The sequence below is a fragment of the Melioribacteraceae bacterium genome (assembly GCA_030584085.1).
GTDB lineage: Bacteria > Bacteroidota > Ignavibacteria > Ignavibacteriales > Melioribacteraceae > SURF-28.
In genome coordinates this window covers 2,475,291-2,488,922 of record CP129490.1, presented here as the reverse complement: position 1 = coordinate 2,488,922, position 13,632 = coordinate 2,475,291, and the positions used below count along the sequence as shown (strand labels likewise).

Here is a 13,632-nt window from a genome sequence, read left to right as displayed (position 1 = left end):
AATTACTTATATCTCTCAATTATAGTTCTTATTATATCTGTTGATGATCTATCAGTGACAAATTTGATACGTTTTACTTCACCGCCATTTTTTTCAACTATTTCTCTGCCTATAATCTTATCAATATCCCAATCTTCACCTTTAATTAAATAATCAGGGATCAGCTCTGTAATAATATTCTCTGGAGTATCTTCTTCAAAGTAAGTTACAAAATCTACCGCTTTTAAGTTCCCAATAAGATATGCTCTTTCTTCTAATTTCAATATTGGGCGTTTATCACCTTTAATTCTTTTAACCGACGCGTCACTGTTTAATGCAACAATGAGTATATCACCGCATTGTTTAGCCTTGTTGAGATAATCAACGTGTCCGGGATGAAGAATATCGAAGCAGCCATTTGTAAAGACAACTTTTTTATTTTGTCTTTTTAATTCAGCTCGTATAACTAATAGTTCTTTTCGGTCTGTTAAAATATTCATTTTTATTCTTCGGCAACTGTATTAAATAATTTGTTTTTTTGAATCGGTACTATCCCGACTTCTTCGCAAACTAAACCGCCAGCATAATTAGCTAAATATGCTGCCTCATCAATTTTTGCTCCTGCTGCTAGTGCAATAGTTAACGTGGCAATCACCGTATCACCGGCACCGGAAACATCAGAGACTTTTCGAGCTTTGGTTGGAATTCTTTTTACAGTTTTCTTACCTTTTTCAAATAACGCTACACCTTTTTCGCCTAGTGTTAAAAGAACATACTTCGCATTTAACTTCTCTAATAATTTATGCCCGGAATTATGAATATCTTCATCATTCATCATGTGTGTTCCAAAAACATCTTCTGTCTCTTTCCGGTTTGGTTTAAACAACGTAACATTAGTATACTTAAAGAAGTTATTAAATTTTGGATCGACGGTAATAATTATTTTATTCTTAATAGCTAGATCAATAACTTTTTCGATTAAACGGGGGGTGAGCACACCTTTATTATAATCTTGTAAAATTATTGCGTCAATATTTTTTATTTCTGACCGCAGTTTGCCAAGAATTTTATCTTCCGATTCTTTAGAAATATTTTGTTTGCTTTCTTTATCAATTCTTACGATATGTTGTTTGCCAGCAATTACTCTTGTTTTTGCTGTGGTAGGGCGTGAGTTATCAATAATAAGTCCGGATGAATCAATGTTTTTTTCATCAATCAATTTTTGGAAAATATTTCCGTCATTGTCATTGCCAACAACTCCAAGCGGGATAGGAATACCACCAAGTGATGAAATATTCAACGCAACATTCGCTGCGCCTCCAAAACGAAAAAACTCATCGTCAATTTCGACTACAGGCACCGGCGCTTCCGGCGAAATTCTTTTTACATCACCCCAAAAGTAACAGTCCAACATCATATCACCAATAACAGCTATTCGCTTACCGCTGAAGTTATTGGATAGTTCTTTCAATCTAGATTTAGAAAAATTCATTCTATTTGTGATCTCCCCATTGAGCAATTTCATTAAATAAATTTATTCGAACAACACCATCCGACGATCCGAGCCACATACTTTTTCCATCAAAATAAAGAGCGTGAATCGAATTTGGAATTCGTTCATCGTTTAGCATTTTGACTTCACCGGTAATTCTATTTATTAATGCAAGTCCACGTCCAAAAGCTTCTTTTGCAGTTATTGAGAACTCATAAATTGAAGCCCATATATAATTGCCGGTTCTTTCGAGGGCATAAATACCATCGCCGTCTAAACCTGAATAACTATCAATTCTTAACCACTCATTTCGTCTATCATATCTATATAGCCCGCCTATATTGTAATTTGGATTATCCGGTGTAATAAATTGATCAAGTCCAATCCAAACAAAATTTCTTTCGAATAAAATATCAGCTACAGATATATTTTCTCCTTCACCATTAAAATAATTTAAACGATTATCATAATAAGAAAGTGCACCCGGTTCTGATAAATCCATGTACTTATTATATTTGTGCAATCCATTTTCAGTCCCGAACCAAACTAGACTATCTCCATCAAGAGCAATGGTTTTAATCGTATTACTTTTTTCATCCTTGTTAATTGTTAAATCAAAATCAGTAAATCTTCTTGAGTTAATATCAAATTTTGTTAAGTAAAGGAATCTTCCAATCCACACAACATCTTGAAGTACATCATATTCAATTGAGCGAATCCAATTACTTAACTGACCACCTTTGCTGAATTTTCTTTTTAACCATCTTTTTGTTCTTTGGTCGAATACAAACAAACCGTCTATTGAGCCTGCCCATACATATCTAGAGTTTGCAGTAACCGAGTAAATAAAATCATTTTGCAATCCATTTGATGAATTATAATTTTCCCATTCATCTTGCAATAATGAATATTTATAAAGTCCGCTACTATTAGTTGCAAACCAGATGTTCGATCCGTCACCGGCAATATCAAGTACATCAATTCCGTTTAAATATTTTTCAATATCTTTTTGGGCGATTAATGTATTGGCAAACACCAACAAAACTATTATGAGAAATTTTGGCATAAAGTAAAAAGTATAAGATTATAAATATTATTTTAATTCCGGAACGAGAGTCCTGTTAAATTCAATTCCGAAATATTCTTCAAAACCTAAAGTTAAACAATTTCGCAATCTTTTATAATCCACTTTTTCGTTTAGGATAGATTCGATCTCGATTGTCTTATCGTTGATCTCTTTTTTTAATTCGAGCTTTGTTTCGATAGGAAAGTTGAGGAAATTTACCAATTCCTTATGTTTAGTTCCGCAAAGTATTGAACCATGTTGAAGAACAACATTTTTCATTTTCTTCTGTGCGCTTCCAATCAATTTTTTACCGGTATATTTAACTTCATTTTTTGCAGTTGAGGCGAAACATATACCACCGGATTTATTTTGTAATATTTGAGTGAAGTTCGGTTGCTGCTGTTCCAAAGAAGTTTCATCTAATCGCTTATCATATCTCAGCAATCCGTAAACTAAAGCTTCCGAAACTGATTGATAAATTTCTTTTGGGGATAATCCGTATGAAAGGGGACAGATAAATGAGTAGGTAATTTCTTCAGAATGAAAAATTGCACGACCGCCTGTCGGACGTTTAACAACATGAATTTGTTCATCTTTTACTTTTTCTAAATCAACATCAGAAAAACTTTGATTTGCACCTAAAGAAATAGCATAAGGTTTCCATTGATACAATCTAAAAAAAAGTTCATCATCTTTACAATTTTCGGCAAGTTGAATATCAAACGACATATTGTGCTCACCTGAAAAAGTACCATCATCAATTAGGAAAAATTTCATTTCCTGATAATTCCTCTATTACTTCGTTGAAGGAAATCCAATAATTCTTTTACCGAAGGTACATCCCCGTATTCCTCAGCAATTTTTTCTTTAGCTTTTGTTAAGGTTAGACCTGAATCATAGATGATGGAATAAACTTTTTTAAGAGTGGAAATATCTTCGCCGCTGAATCCTCTTCTTCTCAGCCCAATTACATTTAATCCCATATATCTCATTGGTTCTCTTCCGGTAAGCACAAATGGAGGAACATCTTGCGTAATTTTGGTTGCAGCACCAATCATGCTATATTTACCGACTTTACAGAATTGATGAATTGCGGTAACACCACCAACTATAACATTATCATCTATTTCAACATGACCTGCAATCTGAACAGTGTTGGCAAGTATTACATTATTCCCAATAATACAATCGTGCGGAATGTGAACATAAGCCATAAGTAAACAATTCTCTCCAACTTTAGAAAAGCCGCCTTCACCGGTCCCGCGATGTATTGTAACAAACTCACGGATGGTTGTATTGTCACCGATATAAACGTAGCTTTTTTCATCTCCAAACTTTAAATCCTGAGGAACATTTGCTATTACTGCTGATTGATGGATATATACTTTGTTCCCGATTCGTGCGCCATTATATACTACAGCATAGGGGCCTATTACGCAATCATTACCTATTTCAACATCATCGTGAATAATGGCATAGGGGTGCACTTTAATATTGTTGCCAATTTTAGCTTTTGGACTTACAATTGCTGTTGGATGAATTTCGCTCATAATTTACCAAGTTTTATTCTTCAATACTTTGAGGAGGTCTATCGGTTACAACTGCCATCATTTCTGCCTCGGCAACCAATGTGTTCTCAACAAATACATTACCTTTAATTTGGAAGAAGTTCTTTTTCTTATTTAATAAATCAATCTCAATTCTCAGTTGATCTCCAGGGACGACCGGTTTTCTAAATTTCGCATTATTAATACCTGAGAAAAACACAAGATGTTCTGCAGGATCTTTTACCGAATTAAGCAACAAAATTCCACCGGTTTGTGCCATTGCTTCAATTAATAATACTCCTGGCATAACAGGTTCACCGGGGAAATGCCCTTGGAAAAATGGTTCGTTAATTGTTACTGATTTTATACCAACAACTTTTCGTTCAATATCAAGTTCGATAATTTTATCGACTAATAAGAAAGGATATCTATGAGGAAGAATTCTTTGTATAGCATTTACATCTAATACAACACCTTCGGTTTTTTTGAACTGATATTTTCTAACGAGTTTTTTTTGCTGATATAATTTTCTAATCTTTTGAGCGAATTCAACATTGGCTTTATGACCGGGTCGTGCTGCCAGTATTTGAGCTTTAATTGGAACACCTATTAAAGCTAAATCTCCGATCAAATCTAGAAGCTTATGACGTACCGGTTCATTCTTGTATCGAAGTGATTTATCATTTAAAAATCCGGTTGGACCAATTTCCACTTTATTTTTAAAACCAACTTTAGTCATTATTCTATCAATGCCCTGTTGGTCAATATCATGATCAACAATTACAACGGCATTATCAAGATTTCCACCTTTAATTAAGCCGGCATCGGCAAGTTGCTCAACTTCACTTAAAAAACAGAAGGTTCGAGCAGGAGCAAATTCGGTTACAAATTCTTTCTCAAGATCGAATAAACCTGTGTGTTGACTTCCAAGAGCAGGATTGAAATAGTCGACCATAACTGTTAATCTGTAACCATCTAAAGGAAGGGCAACTATGTCGACTTGTCTATCTTCGTCATGATGCATTACTGTTTCATCTATAATTAAGTAATCTTTAGGTTCATCTTGAGTAACAAATCCGGCTTGCAATAATTTCTCAACGAATGGCATTGAACTGCCGTCACCAACGGGGGGTTCTATTCCGTCAATTTCAATTTTTATATTATCTATTTGTAAACCGACAACAGCGGCAAGGACATGTTCAACTGTATGAACTTTTGCATCACCTAAGCCAATTGTTGTACCTCTTGAAATATCAACAACGTAATCAGCAATCGCGGGAATTTCCGGTTGACCTCCCAGATCAGTTCTAATAAATTTTATACCGTAATTTTCCGGAGCAGGTTTGAATGTTATTGTTGATGTCGTTCCTGTATGCAATCCATCCCCGGAAATTGTAACCGGAGTTTTTATAGTTCGTTGTAGTTCAAGCATTATTCTTCCTTCGGATTTTGCTTTGTTAATTCTTCAATTTTCTTCTCAAGTTTTTGAATACGTTCAACGTAGCTGGGCAAATTTTTGAAATGAGCTTCAAGTCTCATAGTTAAACCAATTTCTCTTGCGGGTGAACCAAAATACTTACCACCTTTTGGTATTCCTTTCGCGACTCCGGACTGAGCACCAATCATTGTCCCGTCTGCAATTTCGATGTGTCCAACAATTCCAACTTGTCCGCCAAACATACAATTTTTACCTACTTTTGTACTCCCGGAAATTCCTGTCTGAGCTGAAATCACAGTATTCTCACCAATAATAACATTATGAGCTACTTGAACTAAGTTGTCAATCTTGGTACCTTTTTTAATTATTGTTGATCCAAAAGATGCGCGATCAACGGAAACATTTGAACCGAGTTCAACATCATCTTCAATTATCACATTTCCTATTTGAGGTATTTTTTGATATACACCTCTTTCATCCGGTGTAAAACCGAATCCGTCTGAACCAATTACCGTACTCGAGTGAATAATAACATTGTTACCAATATTGCATCCTTCTCTTATAGAAACATTTGGGTAGAGAAGTGTATTTTTACCAATCGTAACATTCTCGAGTATTACTGTATTGTGCAATATGCTTGTGTTATCACCAATTTTGCATCCGTTCGATATAACAACATTGGCACCGATCGAGACATTAGTCCCAAGTGTTACGGATTCTGCTATTATCGCTGTTGGATGAATTCCTTCTATTTCATTTTTATAAGTAAAATACTGCGTTAAAATTTTTTGAAGTGCGGATTGAGGATTATTAACGACTATGTAAGTTATATCTTCTCGAGTTCGTTCAATATCATCTTTTATTAAAACGACCGAAGCTTGGGTAGTATTTAGAAATTTATAGTAAGTCGGGTGGTATAGAAAGGTCAAATCGCCTTCAACAGCTTCCTCGATTTTAGCTATGTTGGCGAATTCTAATTCCGGATTTCCAAATATAAAACCGCCGACTAAATCGGCGGCTTCCGTAACTTTTATTTTCATATTGGAATTTATTGTTCTATTTCCAACTTTTCAAGAACAAGTGGAGTAATATCATGCTCAGGTTTAGTATATAAAAAGATTATATCACCACTTTTATCGAATACAAAATCTAGTTCTAAATCCTCAGCCACTTCCTGAATAACATTAAATACTTTGTTCTGTACAGGCTCCATCAGTTCGGTCTGCTTTTTGAAGAGATCACCGGTAGGTCCAAACTTCTGTTGTCTATATGATGTAATTTTAGTCTCGAGAGCTACTAACTCTTTTTCAGTCTCGGATCTTTTCTGATCACTCATAATCAATTTACGTTGATCATAATCATTATATTTGGATTGCCATTCATCTTCCATCTTGCGGAGTTCTTCTTGCCATTCGGCAATTAAGGCATCCAATCTGGCTTGCGCATCAGTAGCGTCCGGAAGTTTAGACATTATTGTGTTTGAATCAACATACCCAATTTTTAGTTGGGCAGACAATGTAAAAGCTGAACCTAATAGAACTAATGCAACTAATAGTCTTTTCATTTTGATTACCTAAAAATTATTTTCCTCTTTTGAGTTTGTCGAGTACTTTAAAGGTAATATCGAATTCTTGGTCGGCATAAAGGAGAACAACATCGCCGGCTTTATCAAAAACAAAATTCATACCTTCTTCTTTCGCAACTTTATCGATTGCATCAAATACGTTTTGTTTTATTGGACCCAACATTTCTTCTTGCTTAATATAAAGTTCGCCATTTTGCTGATTGTATTTTGACTGTCTGAATTGATCAAGTTTTTGTTGTTGACCAACAATCTCTTGTTCTCTTGTTGCTCTGGCTTCAGGTGTCATGCTTTCAATTTGTTGTTGATATGTTTGATAAGCTTGTTGAAGAGCCACTGTCATGCTGTCAATCTTTTTATTCCAGTTTTGGATCATTGCGTCTAGATCACTTTGTGCTTTAATTGCGGGAGGATATTGATTCAAAATTACCTGTGAATCAACAAATCCAACCTTTAGACCGGTTGTTTGTGCTGTTAAAGCAACTGTCATAAAAAGAAGAACAATTGAAAATAAAAATACCTTTTTCACATTTACCTCATTATTATTATTTAATTAAAATCCTCTTCCGAATTGAAAATGGAATTGCCATTGTGGATCTTGGCCGTCAACAGAAGGTCTGTCAAAACCATAACCAAAATCAAAACCTATTAAACCTATTGGGTTAATCATAATTCTTGCACCGACACCAACCGAGCGTTTTAACTCAAAAAAATCAGTGTTTGGAATATCGAGAAAAACATTTCCGGCTTCAACAAATGTCAAAAAGTATAGCGGAATAGGATCAAGAGTAATTGCTGCTCGAATTTCGGCAGTGTATTTAGTCATTACTCTACCACCGATTATATCATCCAAGTTGTTTGGGTTTTTAGGTCCGACTGATCTATCGTCATATCCTCTTAACGGAGTTGTGGCAATAATTAGACCATTACCGCCCATAAAATAATATTCAAATGGATTTATAGGTGTACCTGCTCTAAGCTCATCCATGTAGCCTAGGTTTGCCGAAGCATAAAATGTTAGCCGGTTTGAATTGAATAATCTTTTATACCATTCAAACCCGAATTCAAATTTATAGTAATCCACTTCACCTGGTAAAAGGGGACCACCATTAAGTTCTCCGCTTACACTAAATTTAGTTCCGCGTGATGGGAAAATCGGATTATCAATATCACTACGCGAGATTGTTGCTCCGACAGAATATTGTCTTGATAGCCCTTCTGTATAAAATCCGCGTCCTTCGATAATATCATTGTACTGAAATTTAAATCTTCCTTGGACATAGAAAAAGTTATCAGGCCATGTTAATCTTCGACCTAATTTTAGAGTGATGCCTGATTGTCTTAAATCGTAAATATATCGCTGTCTTGTATCGAACAAATCAAAACCAACCAGTGTAGGTGTATCAAGGAACCATGGTTCTGTAAAACCAAAACTAAATGTTCTATAATAGTTACCAACGCCAAATTGCCAATTGAAATTTAGGATTTGTCCACCACCAAGTTGGAAAGGTTCGGCGATAGAAAAGTTCGTTAAAGTAACACCAATAGCACCGGAAAATCCGAAACTACCGCTATAACCAACAGAAGCATTCAAGTAGTCACTCGATTTTTCTTCTACTCTATAAATTAGATTTACAGTACTATCGTTAGCTGGACGATAATCAACGCCTTCTGTATAAAGTTTTTCTACATTAAAGTATTGTAAGTTAGAAAGCTGCTGAATACTTCTGAAAATTCCGTTTCGACTAAAATAATCACCGGGGACTGTATAAAGTTCTCTTCTAATTACTTTGTCCTTAGTTTTTGTGTTTCCTTCAACACTAACTTGGCCAACTCTAAATCTATTTCCTTCTACTATGTTAACATGAATGTCAAGAGAATCAGCGGCGACCTTTTCTTCACGAGTTTGGAGATTAAATCCGAGGTAGCCATTATCTTGATAAATTGCAGTTACGTCAGTTTGATTTTCGTTAAAGCGTAGGTTCTGATTAAATTTTGTATAATTATAAACATCCCCTTTAGAGAAATTTAATCTTTGTGAAAGAACAGAATCAGGATAAACTGTATTACCATTCCAATAAACGTTTCTAATTTTATATTGAGGTCCTTCGAAAACGGAGATCTGAACTTCAACGTCTGTCTTATTTTCGTTGTAAATTAAAGTGTCTTTTAATATCTCAAAATCACGGTAACCGTTTTCGTTATAAAAATCTTTTAATAAGCTTTTGTCTTTCTCTAAATCTTCTTTTTTCAAATTAGAGCTTGACCAAAATCTCCACCAAGCCGCTTCTGTAGTTTCATCGAAAGTACTTTTAAGATCGCTGTCGTCAAAAGCTTCATTACCGACAAAGGAGATTTTACGCACAATAACTTCATCACCTTCATCAATTTCATAAACCAACACTTTACGATTTATAACTCTATCAATTATACGAGTTGGAATATTTGGATTAAAATCATATTCGGTTTCAATTTCCCAAGAAAAATCTTTTTCATTTCTCCATGTAACGGTAATTTGTTTTCCTGAAGTATCGGCACGCAAATAAGTGAAAAACTGAGGTGTAATTTTAGCATTCAAATAACCTTCTTCATCATAAAGCTTTTTGATTTTAGTTATTCGTTTATAAATTTCTTGTGTTCTCAAAATTTGTCCACGAATAAAATCACCGACCTCTAGAATCTCATCATCGTCAAGTTCGTCATTTCCAGAAACCAATACTTTTTCAACTCTCGGATATTCGGAAACTTTTATGACAAGAAAAACACCGTCATCAATTTTCTTCTCAATTGCAATATCAATATCAGAGAAGATGTTAAGTGACCAGAGGCGAGTAATTGCATTTACAGTTTGATCACCGGGGATTTCAATTTCATCACCAACTTTCAATCCGCTGTTAGCAATAACGGTCTGCGGATCGGCTGATTCACTACCTTGAACAGAGATTCCGAGTATTTTGTAATTAGTTCTCTGGAATTGTGCCATTGAGGTTGCGGTAAGGATTAAGAGAAATATTAAACTATATTTCAGCTTTCTGCTTAGAGAGTTTTTTTGCATTATCAATATCTTTAGTCTTTTGGGAAACTTGTTCACTAACTAAACCGAATCTTCGTTCTCTTTTTTGAAAATCCTTAACTGCATTATAAAGTTCTTCAGTTCTGAAATCCGGCCAGAGTACATCTGAAACATACAACTCGGAATATGCGAGCTGCCATAATAAAAAATTACTAATTCTATATTCACCACCGCTTCGGATGAGCAAATCCGGATCGGGAAAATCTTTTGTTGTTAAGTGCTGCGAAACTAAATGCTCGTTGATATCTTTTTTGGTAATAATACCTTTTTGGAAATCGTCGATTATAGTCTTTACTGCTTCTAAAAGTTCCCATCTGCCGCTATAACTCAGTGCTAAATTAAGAGTTAATCTCTTATTATTCGCGGTCTTATCCATTGCTTGATGCAGCTCGTTTTGCACTATGTTCGGCAAGGATTTAATGTTACCAATAGCAGTTAAACGAATATCATTTTTGTGTAACTCATTAGTTTCGTTTTGTAAACTCTTAACAATGAGTCTCATCAAAGTCGAAACTTCATCTTTTGGTCTATTCCAATTTTCAGTAGAGAAAGTATAGAGTGTCAACACATCAACACCCAAGTGTGCACATGACTCAACCATGTAACGAACAGATTCGACGCCTTCTTTATGTCCGGCAACACGAGGTAGATTTCTATTTTTTGCCCATCTACCGTTGCCGTCCATAATAATAGCTATATGCTTAGGAATCTCACCGGTTTGTTTTAGTTGATTGAATCTTATTTTATCTTGTTCTGTGAGAGTTGCTGCCAATGTGCTTTTAAATTATTATTAGACCAAGCAAAATAGTTTCGTGAGCTTAGAAAGTCAAGAAATTCGTTATATTATAATAATTTATAGGGGTAGGAAAGTTTTAAATTATTCGTCGTTAAGCGGTATCAATTTTATCTTTTTTTGTGATGATTCAGGTAAAGACTTAACAATCATTCGTGCTTTGTTTAAATGAATTTCCGAAACACCCAAAAAAAGAGTCACTCTTCTTGTCGAACTTCTTACATGTTGAGATGCGAGATAATCCAACTTGGAAATAATTTTAGGGTCATTCAGTTCTTCCTCGCGTAAAATAACACCGAGTACCATTTTCTTTTTATACTTGCCAACTGCATCTACTTGATATTGACCGATTGGTTTCGGTTCGGGTAAGAACTTTCCATATCTTCTGCTTAGTGTAAGAAAACCATTTTTCCAGAAGTGATGAATTAGTTGATCCACTCTATTTTGTGTTTTAACTTGCGCGTTCATGACTTTTATGCCGATAAAATCGGGATTATGGGTGAAAACTTTTTAAAATCGATAACTTTTATGTTATAAATTCTATCGTACTCGAATTTCTTTACTTCACTCGTATTATTTGGTCTTCCGTAAATGACCTTCTTTCCATTTCTACTTTTTGAGATGAAATAAGGTTCCAAAATGATTTCATCCAAGTTATAGATGAAGCGAACTCTTTTTCTACTTCTTATTGCGTGAGCAAAAATTTCTGATTTCATAAAAACCTCTAACTAATTATATAGCCGGAAAACTCCGACAACCTTTCCTATTATCGAAAAATCTTCTCGATTTGTTAGAGTGATTGTCTGATATTTTTCATTTTCCGGTATAAGGTTAATGTAATTGTTCTTTTTCTCAAATCTTTTCAAAGTTGCTTCATCACCAAGAAGTGCAACAACAATTTCTCCATTAGACGCATCTTTTTGCGGATTGACTATAACCGTATCACCTTCAAAAATTCCGGCATTGATCATACTATCGCCTCGTACTTTCAATCCAAAACAATTAGGATTATTCTGAACAAAAGAAGGATCTACTACAAGAGTATTTTCAATATTTTCTTCGGCAAGAATAGGGTAACCGGCTGCAACTCTACCAACAACTGGGATTTCAATCAATTTTTCGGCTATTTGCTGAACTTTTGATGCAACAGAATCTACAATGGAAAGCGCTCTGCTTTGGTGAGATTCAATATTTAAGTAACCTTTTTTAACGAGAGCTTCTAAGTGACGTTTAACACCAAAAGTTGAGGAAATGTCAAATTTCTTCCCAATTTCTCTCAAAGTCGGAGGATAACCGTTGGTATCAAGATACTGCTGAATGAAATTCAAAATATCCTGCTGACGATCTGTTAGTTTTAGTTTCATGTAGTGCTCGTTTGTTCACTACAAATATAGTGTACATATGAGCACTTGTCAAGAAAAAAGTTTAATAAAAAACCCGCCGAAGAGGCGGGTTAGAATTACATGAGGGTTAAGCCATGAAATTAATCAACATAGGTAAGCCAATTATATCTATCTTCAATAGTGCCGTTTTGAATTCCGGTTAATTCGTTGTAAAGTTTTTTACTGAAATCTCCGCCGGTATCTTCGCACATTTTTAGGATTCTATCTTTATATTTTAATCTACCTACACAAGAAATTACAGCGGCAGTTCCGGTACCGAACATTTCTTCAAGGCTACCGTTATCATATCTTTCAAGTATTTCATCAATTCCGATTAATCTTTCATTCACATTCAAACCCCAATCTCTCATAATTTGGAGTGCTGATAATCTTGTAACGCCGGGTAATATTGACCCGGTCAAATTTGGAGTAGCAATTTCATTTTTAAATTTAACGAAGATATTCATTGTACCTACTTCTTCAAGATATCTTAGATGAATAGCATCAAGCCACAAGACTTGAGTATAACCTTGTTTAATTGCTTCACGTTGTGCAAATAAACTTGCGGCATAATTACCAGCAGTTTTGCAATCCCCGACACCTTTACGAACAGCACGAACATATTCATTTGTCGCAAGTATAGGAACGGGTTTGAAGCCTTCGGGATAATATGGACCAACCGGACTTAACATTATAATTAATTTATAATTTGTCGATGGTTTTACACCAAGAAAAGGATCGGTTGCGAATACAACAGGGCGAATATAAAGTGCATGTCCCGGTAAAGTTGGTATCCAATTCTGCTCTAATTTTACCAACTCTAGCATCGCTTCGAGTAAAAGTTTTGAGTCCACTTGAGGGATGCACATTCTTTCGGCAGAGTTGTTTAATCGTTCAATATTTTTTTCGGGTCTGAACAATGCAATTTTCCCATCTCGATGTTTGTAAGCTTTAAGTCCTTCAAATATAGATTGTCCGTAATGTAAAACCATTGCGGCAGGACTCAGTTCAAGTTTAGTTCTTTCTTTAATTGTTGGTGAATGCCATCCACCAAGTGCGGAGTCGTAATCCATTTCAAATACATGATCAGTAAATGTTCTACCGAAGATTAATTTTTCCGGAATCTCAACCTTTGACTCACGCTCCATAATATCGAAACTAATATTTCCCATATCTGTCACCATATTTTTATTGGGGTTTTAAGATGATTTTTTAAAATAAAAATGCCCGGTGGAGGGCACTACCGGGCATCTCATATACGAATTGGTAATCACTCTAAT

General features: G+C 35.0%; 15 protein-coding genes. All 15 read right to left on the bottom strand.

The features are described 5' to 3' along the window. Positions 1-2: 2 nt before the first annotated feature. Positions 3-479, bottom strand: coding sequence for a D-glycero-beta-D-manno-heptose 1-phosphate adenylyltransferase (gene rfaE2 / locus QY331_11445; protein WKZ68562.1), 477 nt, complete (start codon positions 477-479; stop codon positions 3-5). Positions 480-481: 2 nt separating this feature from the next. Further along, positions 482-1,471, bottom strand: a complete 990-nt coding sequence (gene rfaE1 / locus QY331_11440; protein ID WKZ68561.1) for a D-glycero-beta-D-manno-heptose-7-phosphate kinase — start codon at positions 1,469-1,471, stop codon at positions 482-484. Position 1,472: 1 nt separating this feature from the next. Then, positions 1,473-2,537, bottom strand: coding sequence for a hypothetical protein (locus tag QY331_11435; GenBank protein WKZ68560.1), 1,065 nt, complete (start codon positions 2,535-2,537; stop codon positions 1,473-1,475). A gap of 27 nt (positions 2,538-2,564) precedes the next feature. Then, positions 2,565-3,314, bottom strand: a complete 750-nt coding sequence (locus tag QY331_11430) for a hypothetical protein (protein ID WKZ68559.1) — start codon at positions 3,312-3,314, stop codon at positions 2,565-2,567. After that, positions 3,311-4,087: an acyl-ACP--UDP-N-acetylglucosamine O-acyltransferase gene (gene lpxA / locus QY331_11425; protein WKZ68558.1), complete on the bottom strand. Its 777-nt coding sequence runs from the start codon at positions 4,085-4,087 to the stop codon at positions 3,311-3,313. The genes QY331_11430 and lpxA overlap by 4 nt, the downstream gene beginning before the upstream one ends. 13 nt (positions 4,088-4,100) lie before the next feature. After that, entirely contained in the window at positions 4,101-5,516 is a 1,416-nt protein-coding gene (locus QY331_11420; protein WKZ68557.1) for a bifunctional UDP-3-O-[3-hydroxymyristoyl] N-acetylglucosamine deacetylase/3-hydroxyacyl-ACP dehydratase, read from the bottom strand. Further along, on the bottom strand, positions 5,516-6,562 hold the full coding sequence (gene lpxD / locus QY331_11415; protein ID WKZ68556.1) for a UDP-3-O-(3-hydroxymyristoyl)glucosamine N-acyltransferase: 1,047 nt from the start codon (positions 6,560-6,562) through the stop codon (positions 5,516-5,518). Before lpxD ends, QY331_11420 begins: the two co-directional genes overlap by 1 nt. 8 nt (positions 6,563-6,570) lie before the next feature. Beyond that, positions 6,571-7,086: an OmpH family outer membrane protein gene (locus QY331_11410; GenBank protein WKZ68555.1), complete on the bottom strand. Its 516-nt coding sequence runs from the start codon at positions 7,084-7,086 to the stop codon at positions 6,571-6,573. Positions 7,087-7,102: 16 nt separating this feature from the next. Next, positions 7,103-7,633 (bottom strand): OmpH family outer membrane protein, encoded by a 531-nt coding sequence (locus QY331_11405; protein WKZ68554.1) that lies wholly within the window; start codon positions 7,631-7,633, stop codon positions 7,103-7,105. Between the two features lie 24 nt (positions 7,634-7,657). Then, a complete protein-coding gene (bamA, locus tag QY331_11400) occupies positions 7,658-10,087 on the bottom strand; it encodes an outer membrane protein assembly factor BamA (GenBank protein WKZ68553.1) in 2,430 nt (809 codons plus the stop codon). A gap of 34 nt (positions 10,088-10,121) precedes the next feature. Continuing rightward, on the bottom strand, positions 10,122-10,949 hold the full coding sequence (locus tag QY331_11395; protein WKZ68552.1) for an isoprenyl transferase: 828 nt from the start codon (positions 10,947-10,949) through the stop codon (positions 10,122-10,124). Positions 10,950-11,054: 105 nt separating this feature from the next. Continuing rightward, positions 11,055-11,438, bottom strand: a complete 384-nt coding sequence (locus QY331_11390; protein WKZ68551.1) for a hypothetical protein — start codon at positions 11,436-11,438, stop codon at positions 11,055-11,057. A gap of 5 nt (positions 11,439-11,443) precedes the next feature. After that, positions 11,444-11,686 (bottom strand): hypothetical protein, encoded by a 243-nt coding sequence (locus QY331_11385; protein ID WKZ68550.1) that lies wholly within the window; start codon positions 11,684-11,686, stop codon positions 11,444-11,446. Positions 11,687-11,698: 12 nt separating this feature from the next. Beyond that, positions 11,699-12,334, bottom strand: a complete 636-nt coding sequence (lexA, locus tag QY331_11380; GenBank protein WKZ68549.1) for a transcriptional repressor LexA — start codon at positions 12,332-12,334, stop codon at positions 11,699-11,701. 119 nt (positions 12,335-12,453) lie between these two features. After that, on the bottom strand, positions 12,454-13,524 hold the full coding sequence (locus QY331_11375) for a branched-chain amino acid aminotransferase (protein WKZ68548.1): 1,071 nt from the start codon (positions 13,522-13,524) through the stop codon (positions 12,454-12,456). Positions 13,525-13,632: the final 108 nt, after the last annotated feature.

What these genes read in the sequence shown, in the direction of transcription:
- rfaE2 (WKZ68562.1), bottom strand. Translation starts at nt 479, where the DNA reads ATGAATATTTTAACAGACCGAAAAGAACTATTAGTTATACGAGCTGAA.
- bamA (WKZ68553.1), bottom strand. Translation starts at nt 10,087, where the DNA reads ATGGCACAATTCCAGAGAACTAATTACAAAATACTCGGAATCTCTGTT.
- QY331_11430 (WKZ68559.1), bottom strand. Translation starts at nt 3,314, where the DNA reads ATGAAATTTTTCCTAATTGATGATGGTACTTTTTCAGGTGAGCACAAT.
- QY331_11385 (WKZ68550.1), bottom strand. Translation starts at nt 11,686, where the DNA reads ATGAAATCAGAAATTTTTGCTCACGCAATAAGAAGTAGAAAAAGAGTT.
- lexA (WKZ68549.1), bottom strand. Translation starts at nt 12,334, where the DNA reads ATGAAACTAAAACTAACAGATCGTCAGCAGGATATTTTGAATTTCATT.
- lpxA (WKZ68558.1), bottom strand. Translation starts at nt 4,087, where the DNA reads ATGAGCGAAATTCATCCAACAGCAATTGTAAGTCCAAAAGCTAAAATT.
- QY331_11410 (WKZ68555.1), bottom strand. Translation starts at nt 7,086, where the DNA reads ATGAAAAGACTATTAGTTGCATTAGTTCTATTAGGTTCAGCTTTTACA.
- QY331_11435 (WKZ68560.1), bottom strand. Translation starts at nt 2,537, where the DNA reads ATGCCAAAATTTCTCATAATAGTTTTGTTGGTGTTTGCCAATACATTA.
- QY331_11375 (WKZ68548.1), bottom strand. Translation starts at nt 13,524, where the DNA reads ATGGGAAATATTAGTTTCGATATTATGGAGCGTGAGTCAAAGGTTGAG.
- QY331_11420 (WKZ68557.1), bottom strand. Translation starts at nt 5,516, where the DNA reads ATGCTTGAACTACAACGAACTATAAAAACTCCGGTTACAATTTCCGGG.
- rfaE1 (WKZ68561.1), bottom strand. Translation starts at nt 1,471, where the DNA reads ATGAATTTTTCTAAATCTAGATTGAAAGAACTATCCAATAACTTCAGC.
- lpxD (WKZ68556.1), bottom strand. Translation starts at nt 6,562, where the DNA reads ATGAAAATAAAAGTTACGGAAGCCGCCGATTTAGTCGGCGGTTTTATA.
- QY331_11390 (WKZ68551.1), bottom strand. Translation starts at nt 11,438, where the DNA reads ATGAACGCGCAAGTTAAAACACAAAATAGAGTGGATCAACTAATTCAT.